Here is an 18,846-nt window from a genome sequence, read left to right as displayed (position 1 = left end):
TCCCCGGTAATCCGCGATGAACCTAAAAAAAGGCCGGGATCGCTCCCGGCCTTTCCCCGTCCCTAGCGACAGGTTTAATCGTCGTCACGCAGCGCGTGGCGGATAAGCAGGAACGTGCCGATGGCGGCCGCGGCGATACCGATGGTGACGCCCGGGTTGCGGCGGACCTGCTTGCGCAGCTTGCGGTACTGGTACGTGGCCTCGTCGGCCAGGTCTTCCGCCATGTAGCGGATCTTCTGGCTGTTGCGGCGGCTGGCGATCTTGTTGGTGACCCGGCGGGTGCGATCGAGCAGGTCGCGGCCCTGGTCGTAGCCTTCGTCGGCGTAGTGGCGGACGCGACCCGATACACCGTTGACGGCGCTCTCGACCTGACGCGCGAATTCGCGGTTTCTGCTCATCGGATGGCTCCCTCTGCAAGCGTTACGGATGGGTAACGACTTTGCGACGCCCCCCGTGAGCGCGGTGTAAACACGCAAAGGCCCGATTGAGCAGGGATTCAGCGTCAGGGCGTGGTGGCGAACGCGTACTCGCCACCCCGCTCCAGCGCCGCCTGCCACGCAGGGCGGGCGTGGATTTTCTGCAGCCAGGCCCACAAATGCGGCCGCGAGGCATCGAGCCCACCGCGGCTGGCGGCCGCCTCAAGCGGGAAACTCATCTGGATATCGGCCGCGCTGAACTCCGTGCCGGCGAACCAGCCCGTCTTGCCGATTTCCCCTTCCAGGTAATCAAGGTGGGTCTTCAGCTGCGGATCGACAAACGCCTTTTGCGCACCGCGCGCCAGCATGCGCGCCACCGGCTTGGCGAAGAACGGCACGGGCGCCGATTCCATGCGGACGAACACCAGCTTCAGCAGCAGCGGCGGCATGGCCGAGCCTTCGGCATAGTGCAGGAAGTACGTGTAACGCAGTGCCTCGGGCGTGCCCGGCGCCGGCTTGAACCGGCCGTTGCCATAGCGGCCCACGAGGTATTCGACGATGGCGCCGGATTCGGCAAGCACGAGGTCGCCGTCGACCAGCACGGGTGATTTGCCCAGCGGATGGATGTCGCGCAAGGCCTTCGGCGCCAGCATCGTCTTCGGGTCGCGCTCGTAGCGCTTGATGTCGTACGGCAGGCCCAGCTCCTCGAGCAGCCACAGCACGCGCTGCGAGCGGGAGTTGTTCAGGTGGTGGACAACGATCATGGCTTTGGCCGGCACGTGGAGAAGCATGCAGCGTACCAGTGCATAACGTCCACATACCATCGACGCCACGGGCGTAGTGTCGGGGGCCAAGCCGCCAACGGGAGACCCGCCATGGGCCGCGAAGCCGACACCGTCCGTACCGACCAGGGTTCCATCGCCCGCCTGCAGGGGTTGGTGAAGGAGCTACCCGATAACGCGAAGGTTCGCCTGCACCTGCGCGATGGGTCCGTCGTGAAAGGCATCGTGACCGTCGTGCCGACGGTGCAGAACTTCGTCGACGCCAACGGCGTGGAAGGCGTCAACGGTGTCGTAAAGCTGATCGATAACGACAGGCCGGATTGGTCGGCTACCGTCTCGCTCGATACGATTGCTCGCGTGGAGCATTTGGATAGCGTCGTTTACGGTACGTCGCAGACCTGAGAGCATCGCGCGCAAGCGCGCTCCCACAGACGACAAGAGCATCGCCCACGGGTGTGGGCTCCTACGGGGTTGGTATGACCTTGTAGGAGCCCACACCCGTGGGCGACGCTCTTAGCTCAGGACTTCAAGGTGTCCTGCAGCTTCCTGGCCTGCTCCGGGAACGCCTTGCCTTCCGATGCCACGGCCTGCGCGACAAGCTTCTTCGCCTCGTCATCGCGCTTGAGCGCACGCAGCGCCTTGACGCGGTACGTGGCGACGGAAAGCGTGTTCGCGCCATATGCCTTCTTCGCTGCCGCTTCGAGGTACGGCAGGCCTTCGGCAGCCTTGCCACTCTCGACCAGGCGTCGGCCGTAGCGGTAGTTGTAGACGTAATCGTCGGGGTACGCGGCGATGAGCTGCTTCTCGAGCGTATCCAGCTCGTCGCCGGCCTTCGCGCGCACGAGGTATACACGCAGGTTATCCGCCGCGTTGCGATCGCTCTTCAGGTCGCCGTGCAGTTTCCCGCGGCTGGATTCGATGCCCTTGCGCAGTATGGCCTGCTCCGCGGCCGGGTCGCGCAGGCCTGCCTCGAGGTCGGCACCGGCGAGCACCGCGCTACGCTGGTCGGCGCACGCCGGGGTGGCGGTGAACACCTGCGTCGAAAGGAACTGGTCGTAGGCGGCTTTTTGCGGTTCCAGCACGCCCTGGCGCGAATCCGGGTGCTGCGATTCGGTGGCACCGAGCAGGTCGTCGAGCACGTAGGGGCGGTCGCAGCCGATGTCGCTGGCCAGCAGCTTCACCGCGGCATCGCGGATGGCCGTGTCCTGCTTCGTATCCTTGGCCTGCAGCAGCGCCAGGCGCTGCTTGGCCACGGCCACGCGTTTGTCCTTGTCGGAGACGTTGCGGACCATGGGCGGCAGCGTGTTGAACCACGCCATGCCCTCGGTGCCTGCGTAGCGTGCGTTATAGGTTTCCAGCACCTCGGCCACGGCGGCCATGGAGCCCTTGGTGGCGTCGGCCTTCAGCTTCGACAGCTTCGCATCGCCACTGAGGATGCCGTTGATCTCGGGGTAGAACGTCTCGCGCGGGCGCTCGGCCAGGATGCGGCCCAGCTCCTCGCCATCGGGGCCGATGGCCACGTACGTGGGGAGGAAGTGCACGGTCCACTTCTTCATGTAGGCCTGGTCGGCGGGTTTGTCCGCGTCGGCCTCGTAGAAGACGACCTTGGACGAGAGGTCGTCGAACTCCTTGCCGTTGAGCACGTGGCTGGCCATGAAGTAGCACGAGTAACACCACACCGCCTGGAAATCGACCAGTACCGGCTTGTGCTCGCGCTTGCCCTGGGCAAGCGCGGCATCGAGGCTGGCGGGGCCTTCGTGCGCGGCCCACGCGGGCGCGACGGCGGCAAGGAGTGCGGCGGCTAGCAGGTGCTTCATGGTGGAACCCCTGGCGGTATAGACGTCCAATTCATACCACGTTTCCGCCGCCGCGTCAGATCGTGCTGCTGGCGCCCTCCACGGGCGCGGGTTCCTCGATGAGGGCCTGGCGCCGGCGCAGCGACGGGAACCACCACATCCACAGGCCCACCACGACGAGGGTGCCCACGCCGCCGATGAGGGTGGCGTTGACCGCGCCCAGCGCCGCGGCCAGCAGCCCGGACTCGAACTCGCCGAGCTGGTTGGAGGTATTGATGAAAATGGCGTTCACCGCGCTGACCCGGCCGCGCATGTCGTCCGGCGTCTCCAACTGCACCAGGGCGCCGCGGATCACCATGCTCACCATGTCGAAGGCGCCCAGTGCGAACAGGGCGGCCATGGACAGCCAGATCGACGTGGACACCGCGAACACCAGCGTGGCGACGCCAAAGCCCGCCACGGAGGCGAACATGATGGGCCCTACGCGGCGCTTAAGGCTGTGCGACGACAGCCAGATCGACATAAGCAGGGCGCCCACGGCCGGCGCGGCGCGCAGCAGGCCCAGGCCCCATGGGCCCGTGTGCAGGATGTCCTTGGCGAAGATGGGCAGCAGCGCCGTGGCGCCACCCAGCAGCACGGCGAACAGGTCGAGCGAGATGACGCCAAGGACGGCCGGGCGGCTGCGGATGAAATGCACACCGGCGAAGAGCGTCTTCAGCGTGGCGGGCTCGCGTTTCGGCGGCGCGTGGTCGTAGCGCAGGCGCGACATGAGGCCAAGGGCGGCAAGGTAGAGCACCGCCGAGACGCCATACACGATGCCCGGGCCCGCCACGTAAAGCAGGCCGCCAAGGGCCGGGCCGGCGATCATCGCCGCCTGGCCCGCCGCGGCGCTGGAGGCCGTGGCGCGGGGCAGGATGGCGAGCGGCACCAGCGCCGGCAGCATCGAGCTCATGGCCGGGAATTCGAAGGCCTTGGCCACGCCGACGACGAACACGAGGGCCAGGATGCCCGCCTCGTTGATGTGCCCGCTGAGCGTGAACCCGGCCAGCAGGGCGATGGCCACCCATTCGATGGCCTGGCACACCCGCACGATGGCGCGGCGGTCGAACTGGTCGGCCACGTGGCCGGCCGGCAAGGCCAGCAACACGGAGGGGACGAACTGCACGAGGCCGATGAGGCCGAGGTCGAACGCCCTGCCGGTGATCGAGTAGATCTGCCAGCCAACGGCCACCGACATCATCTGGAAACCGAAGCTGGAGGCGTTCTTGGCGAACCAGTACTGCAGGAACGCGGGGTAGCGGAGGAGGGAAGTCTCGGTCATCCCCCATTTTACGCCCGTTTTGCCGCGCGCCTTGCCATTGGCGGCATCCGCGCGCGAAGCTACGGCCTTTAAGCCCCGGGATCGAAAGATCATGCGCCGTATCGTCGCCTTGCTCGCCCTCTCCGCCCTCGCCACCGCCTGCTCGCAGCAGCCGGACCAGCAAGCCGCGCAGCCGCAGGCTGCGGCCACCGATACGAACGCCGAGGCGGCGAAGAAGCTGGAGATCTACCAGCAGCTGGTGAAACTGCACAACGATGGCCCGGCGGTGCAGATTGGCCACGAAATTGTCGACCAGTACCCGGATTCGCCGGCCGCCGCCGAGGTGAAGAAAACCCTCGACCCGATGGAGCAGGCGTTCAAGGAGAGCTCCGAGAAGAACCGGCTGGCGGCGCTGTGGCTTTACCAGGTCTCGCCCATGCAGGGCGGCACGCAGAGTACGGCTACCCTCCAGTCCACCCGCCCCACGGGCGAGGAGCAGGTGCGGCTCATCCTGCGCCGCCACACCGACTGGGGCCAGAGCGTGTTCCTCTATGCCGTGGCCGGCAAGGGCTTCGTCTGCAAGGGCGATTGCTCGCTGAAGGCGAACTTCGATGGCAAGGCCAAGGTGATCAAGGCATTCCGCCCGCCCACCGGTGAACCGGCGCTGCTGTTCCGCAACGATGCCCAGTTCCTCAAAGACCTGGCCAAGACGAAGCGCCTCACGATCGATGTTGTGACGGTATCGCGCGGCGAGACGACGCTGACATTCGAAACCGGCGGGTTCGATCCGGCGAAGTGGCAGGATCTGCCGAAGAAGAAGAAATAAGAGCCATCGCGCGCAAGCGCGCTCCCACCCTGTAGGAGCGCGCTTGCGCGCGATGCTCTTATCTCAATGCAGGAACAGCTTCTCGGTAATGCGGGTAAGTGGCTTCTCAAGAAAGTTATTCACCCGCGCCGGCAAATCCAGCGGCCGCAGCAGCATCTTCACCGTCATCTCGGCGGGGATGTGCCGCTTCAGCATGCCCTCGGCCTTGGTCGTGACGCGGCGGAACTCCGCGTCGTCGTGGGCCTTCTCGGGGTAGCGCGTGTTGAAGACGTGGCGCAGCGCGATGTCGCTGTCCTCGTTCTTGATTTCGCTTAGGCGTTTGACCAGCGTGCGCAGCGTGCTGAAGCGGCTGATGCGGTCGCGCTCGCGGTAGACGCGGAACGCCTGGTAGAAATGTTTGTAATGGCGCACCTCATCGCTCTTGATGAGGTTGGTGAGCTCGCGCAGCACGGGCTCGTCGGTCACGTCGTTCAACGCACGGTAAAGGCTGGCGGTGCCGGTCTCGACCACGCAGCGGGCGGCGAGCTCGAGGCCACGGTTGGGCTCGAGTTCCTCGGCGGTGCACACCGAGCCGTAATGCGCGAAGAAGTTCTGGAACCCCGCTTCCCAGTCGAACTCGGGCCACACATGGCGCACGTACGCTGCGAGCGCGCGCCCGTGCTGCATTTCCTCGTGCTCCCAGTGGTCGCGCAACCAGCCCTGGAGTTCGTCATCGCCGGCGAAGTGGTCGACGAGGTTGTGCGTATAGAGATCCGAACCGCTTTCGACGAAGGACGAGCTGCACAGGAGGAAGAAAAGGTCCTCGTTGTGCCTGACCTTCGCGACGTCGATGCGCGACAGGTCCAGGTTTTCGAGCGTCCATGGCAAGGTGGCGACGTAGCTCACTTCGGGTGGTCCTCGATCTTTAGCTGGGTCGCCCTCTGGGGGGCGTCTGACCGAATTGTGACAAAGCCACGCGAACGTGGCTATTGCATTGCGTCAAAGGGCCTCAACGGACGACGGTGACCGGCACCCTTGCCTTGGCAAGCACATCCGTGGCGGTGGAACCGACCAGCCAGCGGGCGAGGGCGCCTCGCTCGGTATGGCCGATGACGATGTGGTCGGCGCCGTGCCGGGCCACGTACGAGAGCAACGCATCGCCCGGGCTGCCGTGGACCAGCTGGACGTCGACCTCGACGCCCGGCTCGGCGCTCAGCGCCGCGAGCTCCGCGCGGATGGCCGCGAGGCGGTCGCGGCCGTTGTCGGCCATCATGAGGGCCGCCGTATCGGCCCCGTTTTCCATCTGGTAGACCGAGACCACCGAGACCCTGGCCCGGGCGCAGGCGCCCAGTTCCAGGGCGAAGAGGTAGGCGCGGCGGGCGGTTTCCGAGCCGTCGTACCCGACGAGGACATGCTTGGGCATGGCGCGATCCCTGTTTTCGTGAGACTGGCGCTGATCTTAGGCCCGGCGGGTGTGGGCGGCGAGTGGATTCACGGCGGATATACCAAACCGTTTCATTCCTGAACACCGCTTGCGGGCCTCCGTGTTTCTTCACATTCGTGAGTAGAGAATCCCCCCCACCGCAGTTCCTGCCACCTCACACACGGAGAACAAAAATGATCAAGCGCATCACCGGTCTGGCTGTCCTGGCCCTCGCGGCGGCAGGTTCGTTCGTGGCCCAGCCGGCCCAGGCGGCCGAGGCGGCGACGAAGTGCCACATGACCTTCAGCACCACGGGCTGGGCGGCCATCTACAAGAAGGCCGATGGCCGCGGCCACGTCCGCTGCGATAACGGCCAGAGCGCCGACGTCATCATCCATGTCCGCGGTGGCGGCCTCACGGCCGGCAAGTTCAGCATCGAAGGCGGCAAGGGCGAGTTCACCAACGTCAAGGGCATCAGCGAGATCTACGGCTCGTATGCCAGCGGTGGCGCCAACGCCGGTGTGGTCAAGAGCGCCGAAAGCGCCGCCATGACCAAGGGCGAGGTGTCGCTCGCCGTCACCGGCACTGGCCGTGGCTTCAACCTCGGCGTCGACCTCAGCAACTTCGAGATCGAAAAGCTGAAATAAGAACCGGCCTGCTCCGGTCTGCCGAAGGGCGCCCTGCAAGGGGCGCCCTTTTGCTTGCCCGGGGGCAACCCGTGCCCCATGGCGAGTACACTCACCGCGACTCTACCCATTGAGGTTGTCCCCATGCGCCGCCTATTTACCCTCACCGCACTCTGCCTCGTCTCCGTCGCCGCCTGGGCTGGCTCGCCCGCCGTCGGCGACAAGGCCCCGGATTTCAAGCTGCAGGACCAAAAGGGTGAGTGGCACACGCTCGACACCCACAAGGGCCAGTGGCTGGTGCTGTATTTCTACCCGAAGGATTTCACCGCCGGCTGCACCACCGAGGTCTGCACCTATCGCGACGATACGGTCAAGCTGCACCGCGCTGGCGCCGAAGTACTGGGTGTCAGCCTTGACGACGTGAAGTCGCATGCCGAGTTCGCCGAGAAGTACCACGTGCCGTTCCCGCTGCTCTCGGATGCCGACAGCTCGGTGGCGTCGAAGTACGGCGTGCTCACCGACAAGATGGGCATGAAGTACGCCCGCCGCGAGACCTTCCTCATCGACCCCTCGGGCAAGATCGTCAAGGTTTACAAGGATGTGGACCCGGAAAAGAACTCCGGCCAGGTCCTCGCCGACCTCGCTGAGCTGAAGGGCAAGGGCGCCTGAGCATGTTCGAAGCCAAGAAGGCCCCCCCGCAGGGGCGCCCGTTCGCGCCGTGGCGCATCGTCGTGTGGCTCGTGATGCTGCTCGCGGCCGTTGGCTTCGTCATCAACGGTTATGCCTCGGTGGTGATCGCGCAAGCGATGGCCACCCTGTCCGACGCCGCGGCCGCGGAGATCAACCCGCGCATCGCCATGGCGTGGTCGGTCGGCTACGCGCTGGCGGCGTTCGTCACCATGGCCGTGGCCCTGGCCACCCTGCGCTGGCGCGAAGGCGCCCGCCGCGCCATGCGGCCCATCGCGCTGCTGCTGGCGGCGTGGGCGGCATGGACGGCCTGGATCGCCTTCGGCCAATGGCAGCAGCTGGGCGTGGTGCTGGGCCAGGCCGGCCTGCCGCCCGACCTGCTGGCCGCTGGCACCAAGCACCGCACCATCCTGTTCGTTGGCCTGATGGCGAAGGTGGTGTCGGTCCCCGTGCTCGCCTGGCTGGCCTGGGCGCTCGGCACGGTGCGCGTCCGCCAGCAGTTCGCCGCGCCCGCCCTCTGACCACCCCGGGACCGCCCATGAGAGCTGCCTCGCTTGCCTTCGTCGTCGCCGCCTGCTTCGCGGGCGGGGCGGCTGCCCAGGACCTGGGCACCACCTGCAACCTCGCAAGCACGTACGACCTTACGGTGCGGCCCGAGGGCCTGGCCTTCGACCGGGCCGATGTGGCGCCGCGCAGCGTCCGCATGCACGATGGCAACCTCACCACCGATGGCAGCGCTGTTTCGCTGCGGCCCGATGAGCAGGATCGCGTGGCCCTGTTCGAAAGCCAGGTGCGCACCTTGCTGCCCAAGGTGAAGGCCCTGGCCAGCGATGGCGTCGACATTGCCGCGCGCGCCGTACGCCAGGAGGCCGCCACGGCCGCGCCGGGGGCCGCCTCCAGCGGTGAACTCGACCAGGCGCTCAATAGCCGGGTGGCCGATATCAAGCGGCGCATCGCCGCCAGCCAGAGCACGAAGGATTGGCAGGAAGACGCCATGCGCGAGTACGCGCAGGAGATCGTCTCCGACATCATGCCGATCCTTACCCAGGACGTAGGGGGCGAGGCAATGCAGCTGGCCATGAACGGCGACCTGCAAGGCGCCGCGGCCCTGCGCGACCGCGTGGCAGGGGTCTCCAATGGCGCGCAGGAGCGGGTGGCCGCCAAGGTCACGGCCGCCCTGCGGCCGCGGGTGCAGGCCCTGTGCCCCCAGGTTCGCCAGCTGGGCGAGCTGCAATCCGGGCTGCACGACGCCTCGGGCCGTCCCCTGGTGCTGCTCGAGTCCGGGAACTGACCGGCAACTAACCCGGCGTGCGCTCCGTTTAGGTAAGGGTAAGTCCGGCAGGGCTAACGTTTCTGCCATGGAACGCAGTTCGATCCGTGTCGTGAATGGCCTTATCCGCCGAGTCATAGCGGACCGCGACCTGTACCTGCAGGCCGCCAAGGGGGTCCGGGAGCCCGGCCTCCGGGCCATCCTTGCTGAATCCGCCGATTCCCTCACGGCCATTGCCGGCGATCTCCAGCATGACGTGGAGGCCACCGGCGGCCGCCCCGCCACCGCGGGCGGCGCCATGGGCAGCGTCCGCCGCGGCCTCATGGAGGCCTCGGTCAAACTTTCCAGCGACCCCGACGTGACTTACATCCGTACGCTGGAGCAGATGGAGCGCCGCCTGCTCGATGCCTTCCTCAAACTCGAGGCTTCTTCCACGGATCGCGCCGTCGTTGGCCGCCATATCGCACGGCTCCGCTTGTTGCACCTCGACATGACGAACCTCGGCGGTGCCACCGGGCGCTAGGCGGCCCGGCGCCAGTCATGCAACGCGCGGTGCAGGTGCGCATCCGCCGTGACCCGCACGGGTAGCGGCGCGACCAAGGTCTCCCTGTCGGCAAAGAAGTTCGCGAAGGCGATCGCATCCGCCGCGTCGTGGCGCGTGGCAATCTGCGTGGCGTCACGAAAGACACCCCATGCGTCGCCGACGCGCGCGATGTGGTATTCGATGTATGGCTCGTCCATGCGCAAAGCATGGCGTGTCGGAACGTGGCGATGGAATCAGACTAGTCTGAAAAATCAGACCGAAATTTGAGGTGTTTCGTAAGCATTTTGCCGCGCACCCACGCATTCGCGGCACGATTCACGGCCACTTCCGCGTACGCATTTCCTTTGCGCTACTCTCCGCGCCTTCCACGCCACAGGCTCACGGAGGGCAGCCGTACCTATGCTTTTGAGAACGATCATTGCGGACGACCACCCCGTCGTGTTGATGGGCCTGCGCGCCGCGCTGGAGACGACGGATATCAAGGTGGTGGGCGAGGCGGCCAACGGCGACCAGCTGCTCGAATTGCTGGCCACACGGCCATGCGATGCGGTGGTCACCGATTTCTCGATGCCCGACGGCAGCAACGGCGATGGCCTGCTGTTGCTCGACGCCATCCGCCGCAAGTACCCGCGCCTGCCCATCATCGTGCTCACCATGGTGTCGAACGTTGCCGTGCTGCAGACCATGCGCTTCCGTGGCGCCAATTGCCTCTGCGACAAGCGCTCACCCTTGCGCGAGGTGGTCACCGCCTTGCGCAACGCCGCGGCGGGCCGCGGGTTCATCAGCGAGACCATACGCCGTGAAATCGAAAAGACCAGCGTGGTCGATACGTTTGGCGACGCGCGGCTTTCCAGCAGGGAAATAGAGGTGGTGCGCCTCTACGTGGGTGGCATGTCCATCACCCAGATCGCCGACCGGCTGAGCCGCAGCGTCAAGACCGTGAGCCGGCAGAAGCGCGATGCGATGCGCAAGCTGGGCATCGACCACGATAGCCGCCTCTCGGAGTACGCCCGCGAACAGGGCATGTCGTCCTGACCCCTGCCGGAAGTCATGGCGTGACGAAGCGCCCATGCCACCGGCGCCCCAAGGGCTTAAACCATCCCCAGGCGTGCGGCATCTGAGCCGGCGACCACCCTGGGGAGAAGGACCATGCGCCACCTGCTTGCCACCGCCGGCCTCGCCGCCGCCCTCGCGCTGGGCGCGGGCCACGCCGCCGCGTCCAGCGGCTTCAACTTCAGCACCGATAGCTGCAAGCACGATTACTCGACCCTCTACGATGTTGACGTCACCGCGGGTGGGCTCAGCTTCCACCGCAAGGACGGTACGCCGTCGAAGGTGTTCCTCCACGACGGCGCACTCAAGGTCGATGGCCGCGATGTCGCGGTTTCCGCCGCCGACGCCGCGGCCTTGCGTCGCTACGAGGATACCGTCCGCAAGCTGTTGCCCGAGGTGGCCACGGTGTCGCGGATGGGCATCCAGATGGGCTTCGATGCCATGACGACGGTGACCATGACCTTCGCCGAGGCCGGCCAGCGCGACGAGATCCTCGCCAAGCTGAAGCGCAAACAGGCGCAGGCCATGAAGGAGATCGACGAAGGCGTGGGCAGCGGCCACTGGTCGTCCGATCGGATGACAGAAACGGTGGCAGGCTCGGTGTCCGACTCGGTCGGCGAACTCGTCGGTTCAGTGACGTCGAGCGCCGTCACCGCCGCGTTATCCGGCGACAGCGCGAAGATGGAGGCGCTGACGGCGCGGGCCAACGCCCTCGACAAGAGCATCAACGCCGAGATGAACAAGCGCTCGAAGGATCTCGATGCGCGCGCCAATGCCATCTGCCCGCGCCTGAACGACCTTGCGGATATCCAGCAGGGCTGGAAGATCCACACCGTCGACGGCAAACCGCTCGAGCTCATGGCGATCAAGCCGAAGGGCTCGACGAAGGACGACCACGACGAGAACGGCGACCACGTCGTCAGCTTCTGACGCGCGCCGCCCAGTCGCGCACGTTGCGCACCGTGTCGCCGTAGAAGGTGCGGTACATCTCCTCGCTGACGTAGCCGATGTGCGGCGTGGCGAGGACGTTGGGCAGCCTTCGGAACGGGTGGTCGGCCGCGAGCGGCTCGGGGTCGAACACGTCGATCGCGGCACCCGCCAGCCTGCCGTGCGTCAACGCATCGACCAGCGCGGCCTCGTCGACGATGGGCCCGCGTGATGTGTTCACCAGGCGCGCCGTGGGCTTCATCAGCGCCAGTTCCGTCGCGCCCACCAACCCGAGCGTGCGTTCGCTCAGCCGCGTGTGGATGCTGAGGATATCGGCGCGTGCGAAGAGGTCGCGCTTCTCGACGCGGGTGACGCCATGCTCCGCCGCCTGCCCCGGGGTGAGGTTCTGGCTCCACGCGATGACCGGCATGCCAAAGGCCTGGCCGATACGTGCCACCGCCGAGCCGATGCGGCCCAGGCCGAGCAGGGCCAGGGTCTTGCCTGCCAGTTCGATACCGATGCCTTGCTGCCAGCCCCCGGCGCGAACCGAGGCCGTCTCGTTGGCCAGGTTGCGCGCCAGCCCCAGGATGGCCGCCCACGTGAATTCGATGGTGGGCGTGGAGGCGTAGTTCGTGTGCGCCACCTCGATGCCGTGCGCGGCGGCGGCGTCGAGGTCGATGGCGGCGTTGGCGCGCCCCGTCGATGCAATGAGCCGCAGCCGGGGAAGCGCGGCGATGAGCGACGCCGTCATGGGCGTGCGCTCGCGCATGACACATACCGCGTCGAACGGGGCGAGGCGCCGCGCAAGCGCCCCTTCATCCGCCACATGGTCGTGGAAAACCACGACATCGGCCACGGCGTCGAGTGGCGACCAGTCAGCGCTACCGCGCGCGACACCCTGGTAGTCATCGAGAACCGCGATGCGCAGGCGTCCGGTCATGGCATGCCCTCAGCGCTTGGGCTGGATAAGATCCCAGCCGTTGCCGTAGATGTCGTCGAAGACGGCCACCGTGCCGTACGGCTCGTGCCGCGGCGGCTCGCGGAAGTGCACGCCGTGGGCAAGCATGTGCGCGTGGTCGGCGGCGAAATCGTCCGTTTCGAGGAACAGGAACACGCGGCCACCGCCTTGCTTGCCCACGTGCGCACGCTGCGCATCGTCCGCCGCGCGCGCCAGCAGCAGCTTCGTGCCACCGGCGCCGCCGCGCGGCGTGACGGTGACCCAGCGCTTGCCTTCGCCTTGCGGCGAGTCTTCAACCAGATCGAACCGTAGCGCGCCGGTGAAGAAGGCGATGGCTTCGTCGTAGTCGTGGACGAGGAAGGTGATGGCGCCGAGGGAGGGCATGGGCATTCCTTGGAATGGGGATGCGCCAGTATGCCGCGCCTTGCGCGACGTTGCGTGCTCAATCGATGCGCACGGCACCCGGGAACTCCTCCACCAGGTGGTCGACGAACGCGCGCGCGGCGGCACTCAGGCCCCAGCGGCTCGGCATCAGCGCGGTGATGCTGGCGTCCGCCGCGACCCAGTCCGGAAGCACGCGCACCAACGTGCCCTCTCGGATTTCGTCCCGGCAATGGTAGGCAGGCAGCGCGACGATGCCCATGCCGTGGACGGCGGCACGCTTTAGCGTGGCGACGCAGCTGGCCAACATGCGCGGGTGCAGCGGAACGTGCGCCACCGCGTGCCGGTCGTCCTCGCGCCGCAGGTGCCACGCAGGGGTGACGTGGTCGCGGCGCATGAACAAGGCGGGGTGCGCGCCGAGGTCACCTGGCCTGGTCGGCATGGTGGCCTGCGCAACGTAGCCCGGCGCGGCGAAGAGGTGCCATGGCACCTCCGCCAGCGGCCGCTGAACGAGGCCGGAGTCGGGCAGCGGCGTGGAGTGGGCGCGAATGGCGATGTCATACCCCTCCGCCACCACGTCCACGGCGGTGTCCGTGGTGTGTTGCACCAGCTCCACGCCCGGGTACGCCGCCATGAAGCGCATCAGCATCTCGGGCATGGCGAACTGTGCGACGGCGACACCCACGGTAAAGCGCACGATGCCGTCCGGCGCCGCCCGCCGGCCGCGCATCGCATGCTCGGCCTGCGCGGCGCGTTCGAGCATCGACTGGGCGTGCTGGTAGAACTCCTCGCCAGCGGGGGTCATGTTCAGTTGCCGCGTCGAGCGCGCCAGCAGCACCAGGCCCAGTGCGCGCTCGAGCTGCTGGATCCGGTAGCTGATGGTCGACGTGGAGCGTTCCAGCGCCCGGCCGGCCGCTGAGAAGCCGCCGCGATCCACCACTTCGACGAAAAAACGAAAGTCGTTCAGGTCAAGCATGCCCCACCTCCACCACTGCGCATGCGCAGTGTTCCGGCTCGTGGCCGGGCAAGGAAGCGTGACGGCACGGTGGCGATACCACTGCGCAATATGGCGACAATCCGGCATGCCGGAAACTGAATCCGCCACGCGCGGTAGGCTGGCGAGCGAGGCGCCGGTACATTCCCAACGGTCCATCCCCGGCGATACCCTGGACCATGATGCTGCTCAAGCCGTACGCGCTGTCGCTTGCCATGGGCCTTCTTGTCGGCGTGCTCTATGCGGTGTTCCGGGTCAAATCGCCGGCACCACCCGCCGTCGCGCTGCTAGGGCTCCTCGGCATCCTGGTGGGCGAGATCCTGGGCCGATACCTGGTCCGCTGGTTCACAACCTAGGTTATTGAGGTTTCCGCATGGCACTCCCCAGGCACCGCATCGCCATCCTCGTAGGCAGCCTTCGCCGCGACAGCATCAACCGGCGCATCGCCAACTCGCTTGCCGCGTTCACACAGGAATGGCTGGACTGCGAAATCATCGACATTGGCGGCTTGCCTCACTACAACCAGGACGAAGAGGCGGACCCGCCGCCGTCGGTGGTTCGCTTCCGTGACCAGGTGCGCCCGATGGATGGCGTGCTTTTCGTCACCCCGGAATATAACCGTGGCGTACCCGGCTTCCTGAAAAACGCGATCGATACCGGGTCTCGGCCCTATGGGCAAAGCGTGTGGGACAAGAAGCCTGCCGCCATCGTCACGGCGGCGCCGGGTTCCATCGGCGGGTTCGGTGCGAACCACCACCTGCGCCAGTACTGCGTGTTCCTCAACATGCCGCTGATGCAGCAACCCGAGGCCTACCTCGCAAGGGTCACCGATGAGAGCTTCGACGCGGAAGGCTGCCTGGTCGATGGCCCCCTGAAAGACCTGGTGGTGCAGGTTGGCCACGCGTTTGCCGGGTGGATCGACCTGATCGTGCGTGGGCGCAAGCTGCTGGAAACCGACGCCGCGCATCGATCGACCTAGACGCGGCGGCCCCGCGGGCGCACTATCGGGCCGAATTCGTGCATCACGGCGGCCCTGGCATGACGCACCAAGCGCGTACCCCCGTTTTCGCCCGCGAAAGCCTCGAAGCCAAGGATGTCGAGCCGGCGAACGCGACACTGGTGGCATCCAGCCGCCAGCTTGGGTGGTCGTCATTGTTGCTCGACCACTTCGAGGCCACGGGTGCCAGCGACGACTATGAGCGGCGCTTGACTCCCGATATCCGCCTCGTTGTTGCGCTTGCCGGGGCCTGGGACATCACGGCGCATTACGGCCGTCGCACCAGCCGCGCGATCCTGCACGCGGGTTCGGTGGCCGTCAACGACGGCGGCCAGGCCATGCGCCTGCGCTGGCGCAACCGCCATCCCGAGCAGCCCTTCCGCCTGGCTGCCATCTATCTGCCCCGGCTATTCCTCGAGGAGGCGGCCGATGCCTTGCGTCGTCCGGGGCAACACCTGCACACGGACGTGGGTTCGTCGCTCGTACTCAACGACATGGCCATCGGTGGCACCCTCGCCGCGCTGGTGAAGGCGAACAAGCAAGGCGCTGGTGAACTGTATGCGGAGCAAGGCGCGCGGTGGCTTGCCATGCACCTGGTGCATGCCCATGGACGTGCGTTCGATCCCGCGGAGGATGATCGCCGCGTGGGCGGCATCACGGATCGCCGCCTCGCCCGCGTCATCGAATTCATGCAGGCAAACCTCGAGCAGCACATCACCCTTGCGGACATGGCCCGAGTGGCCAGCGTAAGCCCGTTCCATTTCGCGCGCCTGTTCCACCGCGCCGTTGGCATGTCGCCGCAGCGCTACCTCACCGAAGAACGGATGCGCATGGCGAGTGCGATGCTGCGCACCACCAGCATGCCCGTGGCCGACGTCGCCGCGGCGTGTGGGTACGCGCGCCATGCGGCGTTCAGCGCCGCCTTCCTGAAGCGGTATGCGATGCCGCCGCTGGCGTACCGCCGGCTTACGCCAGGTTCGTCGAGTGGCTGATCAGTAGCTTCCAGCCAGGCCCTTCCTGGTCGCGGACCCACATTTCGGTCACCTTGATCTTCCTATCGACGGAGGTCCCCGTGGCCTTCACGGTCATCGATACACGCATGACGCTGTTGAGGATGACAAGGTGGCCGATGATCACCGCATGCTCGACGGCCACCGTTTCCACGGCATGGTAGATGTACGCCTGCTTGCGTAGCGCGGCGATGTAACTTTCCTTGGTATCGGTAAGCCCGCTGGAGTGCGTGTAGACACAACGCTCGTCAAGCAGGAGGGCAACGCCTTCCACATCGGCTGCCATCATGGCTGTCGCGCGCCGGCCGGCCACGGCGAGCACCTCGTCGGTTTCATTCATCGTCTGGTTTCCATGGATGCTGGTGGCCATGGTGCCTCGGATGGCCGTTCGTTCCACTGGAAACAATTTCCAGCCCACCGCCTTGTGCTTGCGTATCGAAAGACTTCAACTGCAAGCGCATGCGCTTATCCGGCATGCCACAGGGTATTCCTGACCGACACGGACCCGGCGGCGCATTCGCGCCACCGGGAGGGGGCGTGTCTTCCACCGTCCACGCAGAGGTGACCATGTCCAGGCGTCTTCTCCTTTCCTCCGTGTTCGTTGCACTAGCCAGCGCAGGCGGTGCAAGCCGCGCTGCCCAGGCCCCCGCCGACGATACGGCGCCCGCGCCACCCCGTGTGTTGCACGCGGTGAACGCTGCCCAGCGGGCCACGGTGCCGAACAGCCACCCCGCGCTCATCGCGGGGCTAAAAACCACCGGCGACGTCCCCGACACGATGCGTGTCATGCATCTCCAGGTCGTGCTGAAGCCGAGCGATGACCAGCTGGCGCGGCTTGAGACGCTCGTGGCCGCCCAGCACGACCCGGCCTCGCCAACGTTCCACCATTGGCTGACACCCGAACAGTACGGCAAGCGGTTCGGGCTTGCCGATAGCGACATCGACGCCGTGCGCGCGTGGTTGGTGTCGGAAGGCTTCACGGTCCATGCCGTGTACCCGAACAAGACGCAGATCGATTTCAGCGGCGACGCCGGGTTGGTGCGGAAGGCCTTTCGGGCGCCGCTGCGCGTCTATGCCGATGGGGCGGCAAAGCATATCGCGAACGCAAACGACATAGCCGTGCCGGCGGCACTCTCGCCCGTGATCGCCGGTGTCCTCGGCCTGCACGATTTCCACCCTGTGCCGCAACACCTGAAGGCGCGTGTGCTAGACGGCGCGCCTGGCGCGCCCGGTGCGCGACTGCGGCCGACGGACGCGTCGCGCGCCGCGATGGCGGCCAGCCCCATGGCGGTCACGTTCGAAAGCGGCACACGCGGGTTGGTACCCGATGACCTCATCAAGATGTACGGCGCCGATGGCCTGCGCGCGCAGGGCATCACGGGCAAGGGCGTGACGATCGCGGTGGTGGAAGACAACGACATGGTGCCGGCGGATTGGTCGAACTTCACGAAGCAGTTCCACCTTGATGGGTACGGCGGGACGTTCACCCAGTTCCAGCCGCAGGTTGACGGCATGGCGAACTGCCTGGATGGCAACGCCGTCAGCGGCATCCAGGCCGACGACGAAGAGACGCTGCTCGACGCGGAGTGGGCGACGGCGATGGCGCCCGGCGCGCACATCGAGGTTGCCACGTGCGCCGACGCGGATGCCGCGGGCAAGCCGGTGAACGACAACTTCTTCGGTGGCGTCTACATGGCGGCAAGCAACCTGGTGAATGGGTCGGCGCGACCGGACATCATCAGCGCCAGCTACGGCTTTGGCGAGCACGACGTGGATGCCGCGAGCAAGACGGCGTTCGATCTGATGTGGGCGCAGGCGGATGCGGAAGGCATCGCGGTGTTCGTCTCCACGGGTGATTCGGGCGCGAACGCGAGCTGGAACGGCGCCGTGATCCGCGGCTACGGCATCAACGCCAACGCCGTCGCTACGTCGCCCCACGTCACCGCCGTGGGTGGTACCGACACGGCCGACGTGCTCGATGGCACGACGGCAAAGTATTTCTCCAGGAAGGCCGGGCCAAATTACGGCACGCTGACGGGGTATGTCCCGGAGATACCGTGGAACCAGTCATGCGGCAATGAAGTCGCGGCCGCGACGCAGTTTGGCGGGTTCCCAGGCGCGGTGGCCTTCTGCAAGTACCTCATCAAGTACGACCAGCAGGGGTGGTATGTGACATCTGAGGGCGCCAGCGGCGGGCCTTCCATCGTGGACGGCAAGCCTGCGTGGCAGCGCATCGTCCATGGCGCCGCGAAGGACCAGAGCCGTGATATCCCTGACGTGGCGCTGTTCGCCGGCTCGTATGGCGAGCATACCTATGCGGTGGTGTGCACGGCCCAGTATCCGTGCACGCCGGGCTTCACCACGCCGATCGAGGTGACGGGTGGCACGTCGCTGTCCTCGCCCCTGTTCGCGGGGCTCCAGGCACTGGTTGAGCAGGGGCTCGCCAAGCGCGGTGTTCCATCCAGGCAGGGCAATGCGGCACCCACGCTGTATGCGCTTGCGCAGGCGGAGTATGGCGGGCCATCCGGCAAGGCACCGGCGTCGCTGGCACGGTGCAGCGCCGACAACGGCCGTGACGGCACGCAGGCGTGCGTCTTCCACAACATCACGCGCGGCTCCATCGCCACGGAGTGCCTCCAATCGATCCCCAGTGGCGTGGCCACCAGCCAGTGCTATTTCATCGGCACGATCGATCACGGCGACATACAGATCGGCCTCTCGTCCACCGATGCGAAGAAATACAACGACAGGACAGCGGCCTATGTCGCCCAACCCGGCTGGAGCTTCGCCTCGGGCCTGGGTTCGGTCAATGCCGCAAACCTCCTTAACGCGTGGGCCGCCTTCGACGGCGTTCCGCCTGCGACGCACTGACAACGG

Annotated in this window: 24 protein-coding genes; 13 read left to right on the top strand and 11 right to left on the bottom strand. The window is 66.6% G+C overall.

The window, feature by feature from the left end; translation table 11 throughout:
- Positions 1–74 precede the first annotated feature (74 nt).
- Together VI08_RS06570 and VI08_RS06565 are read right to left on the bottom strand one after the other, a co-directional pair.
- A complete protein-coding gene (locus VI08_RS06570) occupies positions 75–398 on the bottom strand; it encodes a hypothetical protein (RefSeq protein ID WP_045828756.1) in 324 nt (107 codons plus the stop codon).
- A 104-nt stretch (positions 399–502) separates the two neighbouring features.
- On the bottom strand, positions 503–1,180 hold the full coding sequence (locus VI08_RS06565; RefSeq protein WP_045828767.1) for a glutathione S-transferase: 678 nt from the start codon (positions 1,178–1,180) through the stop codon (positions 503–505).
- A gap of 111 nt (positions 1,181–1,291) precedes the next feature.
- On the opposite strand from VI08_RS06565, the gene VI08_RS06560 reads away from it, so the two are divergent.
- Complete coding sequence (locus VI08_RS06560; RefSeq protein WP_045828755.1) at positions 1,292–1,600, top strand: DUF3247 family protein; 309 nt, start codon at positions 1,292–1,294, stop codon at positions 1,598–1,600.
- Between the two features lie 116 nt (positions 1,601–1,716).
- Here the strand turns inward: VI08_RS06560 and VI08_RS06555 are convergent, their stop codons facing one another.
- Complete coding sequence (locus VI08_RS06555) at positions 1,717–3,015, bottom strand: thioredoxin family protein (protein ID WP_045828754.1); 1,299 nt, start codon at positions 3,013–3,015, stop codon at positions 1,717–1,719.
- A gap of 55 nt (positions 3,016–3,070) precedes the next feature.
- A complete protein-coding gene (locus VI08_RS06550) occupies positions 3,071–4,315 on the bottom strand; it encodes an MFS transporter (RefSeq protein WP_045828753.1) in 1,245 nt (414 codons plus the stop codon).
- 91 nt (positions 4,316–4,406) lie between these two features.
- Here VI08_RS06550 and VI08_RS06545 point away from each other — a divergent pair, with 91 nt between their 5' ends.
- Positions 4,407–5,120 (top strand): hypothetical protein, encoded by a 714-nt coding sequence (locus VI08_RS06545; protein ID WP_052697723.1) that lies wholly within the window; start codon positions 4,407–4,409, stop codon positions 5,118–5,120.
- Positions 5,121–5,183: 63 nt separating this feature from the next.
- Here VI08_RS06545 and VI08_RS06540 read toward each other — a convergent pair whose 3' ends face one another.
- Together VI08_RS06540 and VI08_RS06535 are read right to left on the bottom strand one after the other, a co-directional pair.
- Positions 5,184–6,005, bottom strand: coding sequence for a ferritin-like domain-containing protein (locus VI08_RS06540; protein ID WP_045828752.1), 822 nt, complete (start codon positions 6,003–6,005; stop codon positions 5,184–5,186).
- 103 nt (positions 6,006–6,108) lie between these two features.
- Positions 6,109–6,522: a universal stress protein gene (locus VI08_RS06535; protein ID WP_045828751.1), complete on the bottom strand. Its 414-nt coding sequence runs from the start codon at positions 6,520–6,522 to the stop codon at positions 6,109–6,111.
- 194 nt (positions 6,523–6,716) lie between these two features.
- Between VI08_RS06535 and VI08_RS06530 the strand changes: the two genes are divergently transcribed.
- From VI08_RS06530 to VI08_RS06510, 5 genes are all read left to right on the top strand, one after another.
- Positions 6,717–7,169 carry a hypothetical protein gene (locus VI08_RS06530; RefSeq protein ID WP_045828750.1) on the top strand — a complete coding sequence of 151 codons (453 nt, stop codon included), beginning with the start codon at positions 6,717–6,719 and terminating at the stop codon, positions 7,167–7,169.
- A 123-nt stretch (positions 7,170–7,292) separates the two neighbouring features.
- Complete coding sequence (locus VI08_RS06525; RefSeq protein WP_045828749.1) at positions 7,293–7,817, top strand: peroxiredoxin; 525 nt, start codon at positions 7,293–7,295, stop codon at positions 7,815–7,817.
- Between the two features lie 2 nt (positions 7,818–7,819).
- A complete protein-coding gene (locus VI08_RS21970; RefSeq protein ID WP_045828748.1) occupies positions 7,820–8,356 on the top strand; it encodes a hypothetical protein in 537 nt (178 codons plus the stop codon).
- Positions 8,357–8,373: 17 nt separating this feature from the next.
- Entirely contained in the window at positions 8,374–9,126 is a 753-nt protein-coding gene (locus tag VI08_RS06515; RefSeq protein WP_045828747.1) for a DUF2884 family protein, read from the top strand.
- A 67-nt stretch (positions 9,127–9,193) separates the two neighbouring features.
- Positions 9,194–9,628, top strand: coding sequence for a PA2169 family four-helix-bundle protein (locus VI08_RS06510; RefSeq protein WP_045828746.1), 435 nt, complete (start codon positions 9,194–9,196; stop codon positions 9,626–9,628).
- Here VI08_RS06510 and VI08_RS06505 read toward each other — a convergent pair.
- Complete coding sequence (locus VI08_RS06505) at positions 9,625–9,846, bottom strand: hypothetical protein (protein ID WP_045828745.1); 222 nt, start codon at positions 9,844–9,846, stop codon at positions 9,625–9,627. The genes VI08_RS06510 and VI08_RS06505 overlap by 4 nt on opposite strands.
- A gap of 208 nt (positions 9,847–10,054) precedes the next feature.
- Here VI08_RS06505 and VI08_RS06500 point away from each other — a divergent pair, with 208 nt between their 5' ends.
- Together VI08_RS06500 and VI08_RS20760 are read left to right on the top strand one after the other, a co-directional pair.
- A complete protein-coding gene (locus VI08_RS06500; RefSeq protein WP_084621320.1) occupies positions 10,055–10,684 on the top strand; it encodes a response regulator transcription factor in 630 nt (209 codons plus the stop codon).
- A gap of 114 nt (positions 10,685–10,798) precedes the next feature.
- Entirely contained in the window at positions 10,799–11,632 is an 834-nt protein-coding gene (locus tag VI08_RS20760; RefSeq protein ID WP_052697721.1) for a DUF2884 family protein, read from the top strand.
- On the opposite strand, the gene VI08_RS06490 is transcribed toward VI08_RS20760, so the two are convergent.
- Genes VI08_RS06490 through VI08_RS06480 form a run of 3 tightly spaced genes read right to left on the bottom strand, consistent with a single transcriptional unit; the run spans position 11,622 to position 13,944 of the window.
- Positions 11,622–12,569 carry a D-2-hydroxyacid dehydrogenase family protein gene (locus VI08_RS06490; protein WP_045828743.1) on the bottom strand — a complete coding sequence of 316 codons (948 nt, stop codon included), beginning with the start codon at positions 12,567–12,569 and terminating at the stop codon, positions 11,622–11,624. The two genes, VI08_RS20760 and VI08_RS06490, sit on opposite strands and share 11 nt — an antisense overlap.
- A gap of 9 nt (positions 12,570–12,578) precedes the next feature.
- A complete protein-coding gene (locus tag VI08_RS06485) occupies positions 12,579–12,971 on the bottom strand; it encodes a VOC family protein (RefSeq protein WP_045828742.1) in 393 nt (130 codons plus the stop codon).
- A gap of 58 nt (positions 12,972–13,029) precedes the next feature.
- On the bottom strand, positions 13,030–13,944 hold the full coding sequence (locus tag VI08_RS06480) for a LysR substrate-binding domain-containing protein (RefSeq protein ID WP_045828741.1): 915 nt from the start codon (positions 13,942–13,944) through the stop codon (positions 13,030–13,032).
- Positions 13,945–14,141: 197 nt separating this feature from the next.
- On the opposite strand from VI08_RS06480, the gene VI08_RS21185 reads away from it, so the two are divergent.
- From VI08_RS21185 to VI08_RS06465, 3 genes are read left to right on the top strand one after another with little or no spacing between them, the layout of a single operon-like run.
- Positions 14,142–14,318, top strand: coding sequence for a DUF1427 family protein (locus VI08_RS21185; protein ID WP_045828764.1), 177 nt, complete (start codon positions 14,142–14,144; stop codon positions 14,316–14,318).
- Positions 14,319–14,335: 17 nt separating this feature from the next.
- On the top strand, positions 14,336–14,941 hold the full coding sequence (locus VI08_RS06470) for an NADPH-dependent FMN reductase (protein WP_045828740.1): 606 nt from the start codon (positions 14,336–14,338) through the stop codon (positions 14,939–14,941).
- A gap of 59 nt (positions 14,942–15,000) precedes the next feature.
- Entirely contained in the window at positions 15,001–15,951 is a 951-nt protein-coding gene (locus VI08_RS06465; RefSeq protein WP_045828739.1) for a helix-turn-helix domain-containing protein, read from the top strand.
- Here VI08_RS06465 and VI08_RS06460 read toward each other — a convergent pair.
- Positions 15,926–16,309 carry a nuclear transport factor 2 family protein gene (locus tag VI08_RS06460; protein ID WP_198148857.1) on the bottom strand — a complete coding sequence of 128 codons (384 nt, stop codon included), beginning with the start codon at positions 16,307–16,309 and terminating at the stop codon, positions 15,926–15,928. The genes VI08_RS06465 and VI08_RS06460 overlap by 26 nt on opposite strands.
- Before the next feature lie 254 nt (positions 16,310–16,563).
- Here VI08_RS06460 and VI08_RS06455 point away from each other — a divergent pair, with 254 nt between their 5' ends.
- Positions 16,564–18,840, top strand: coding sequence for a S53 family peptidase (locus tag VI08_RS06455; RefSeq protein ID WP_232309484.1), 2,277 nt, complete (start codon positions 16,564–16,566; stop codon positions 18,838–18,840).
- The last annotated feature ends 6 nt before the right edge of the window (positions 18,841–18,846 follow it).

This window comes from Luteibacter yeojuensis, from assembly GCF_000964085.1.
In the GTDB taxonomy this organism is placed as follows: Bacteria; Pseudomonadota; Gammaproteobacteria; order Xanthomonadales; family Rhodanobacteraceae; genus Luteibacter; species Luteibacter yeojuensis_A.
The sequence above is the reverse complement of the archived record's forward strand: the minus strand, read 5'-3'. Positions and strand labels throughout refer to the sequence as shown.

Excerpts from the sequence above, each read along its gene's own strand:
- VI08_RS06560 (WP_045828755.1), top strand. The coding sequence starts at position 1,292 with ATGGGCCGCGAAGCCGACACCGTCCGTACCGACCAGGGTTCCATCGCC.
- VI08_RS21185 (WP_045828764.1), top strand. The coding sequence starts at position 14,142 with ATGATGCTGCTCAAGCCGTACGCGCTGTCGCTTGCCATGGGCCTTCTT.
- VI08_RS20760 (WP_052697721.1), top strand. The coding sequence starts at position 10,799 with ATGCGCCACCTGCTTGCCACCGCCGGCCTCGCCGCCGCCCTCGCGCTG.
- VI08_RS06530 (WP_045828750.1), top strand. The coding sequence starts at position 6,717 with ATGATCAAGCGCATCACCGGTCTGGCTGTCCTGGCCCTCGCGGCGGCA.
- VI08_RS06490 (WP_045828743.1), bottom strand. The coding sequence starts at position 12,569 with ATGACCGGACGCCTGCGCATCGCGGTTCTCGATGACTACCAGGGTGTC.
- VI08_RS21970 (WP_045828748.1), top strand. The coding sequence starts at position 7,820 with ATGTTCGAAGCCAAGAAGGCCCCCCCGCAGGGGCGCCCGTTCGCGCCG.
- VI08_RS06555 (WP_045828754.1), bottom strand. The coding sequence starts at position 3,015 with ATGAAGCACCTGCTAGCCGCCGCACTCCTTGCCGCCGTCGCGCCCGCG.
- VI08_RS06535 (WP_045828751.1), bottom strand. The coding sequence starts at position 6,522 with ATGCCCAAGCATGTCCTCGTCGGGTACGACGGCTCGGAAACCGCCCGC.
- VI08_RS06465 (WP_045828739.1), top strand. The coding sequence starts at position 15,001 with ATGACGCACCAAGCGCGTACCCCCGTTTTCGCCCGCGAAAGCCTCGAA.
- VI08_RS06470 (WP_045828740.1), top strand. The coding sequence starts at position 14,336 with ATGGCACTCCCCAGGCACCGCATCGCCATCCTCGTAGGCAGCCTTCGC.
- VI08_RS06545 (WP_052697723.1), top strand. The coding sequence starts at position 4,407 with ATGCGCCGTATCGTCGCCTTGCTCGCCCTCTCCGCCCTCGCCACCGCC.
- VI08_RS06550 (WP_045828753.1), bottom strand. The coding sequence starts at position 4,315 with ATGACCGAGACTTCCCTCCTCCGCTACCCCGCGTTCCTGCAGTACTGG.
- VI08_RS06505 (WP_045828745.1), bottom strand. The coding sequence starts at position 9,846 with ATGGACGAGCCATACATCGAATACCACATCGCGCGCGTCGGCGACGCA.
- VI08_RS06480 (WP_045828741.1), bottom strand. The coding sequence starts at position 13,944 with ATGCTTGACCTGAACGACTTTCGTTTTTTCGTCGAAGTGGTGGATCGC.
- VI08_RS06485 (WP_045828742.1), bottom strand. The coding sequence starts at position 12,971 with ATGCCCTCCCTCGGCGCCATCACCTTCCTCGTCCACGACTACGACGAA.
- VI08_RS06510 (WP_045828746.1), top strand. The coding sequence starts at position 9,194 with ATGGAACGCAGTTCGATCCGTGTCGTGAATGGCCTTATCCGCCGAGTC.
- VI08_RS06460 (WP_198148857.1), bottom strand. The coding sequence starts at position 16,309 with ATGAATGAAACCGACGAGGTGCTCGCCGTGGCCGGCCGGCGCGCGACA.
- VI08_RS06565 (WP_045828767.1), bottom strand. The coding sequence starts at position 1,180 with ATGATCGTTGTCCACCACCTGAACAACTCCCGCTCGCAGCGCGTGCTG.
- VI08_RS06525 (WP_045828749.1), top strand. The coding sequence starts at position 7,293 with ATGCGCCGCCTATTTACCCTCACCGCACTCTGCCTCGTCTCCGTCGCC.
- VI08_RS06515 (WP_045828747.1), top strand. The coding sequence starts at position 8,374 with ATGAGAGCTGCCTCGCTTGCCTTCGTCGTCGCCGCCTGCTTCGCGGGC.
- VI08_RS06570 (WP_045828756.1), bottom strand. The coding sequence starts at position 398 with ATGAGCAGAAACCGCGAATTCGCGCGTCAGGTCGAGAGCGCCGTCAAC.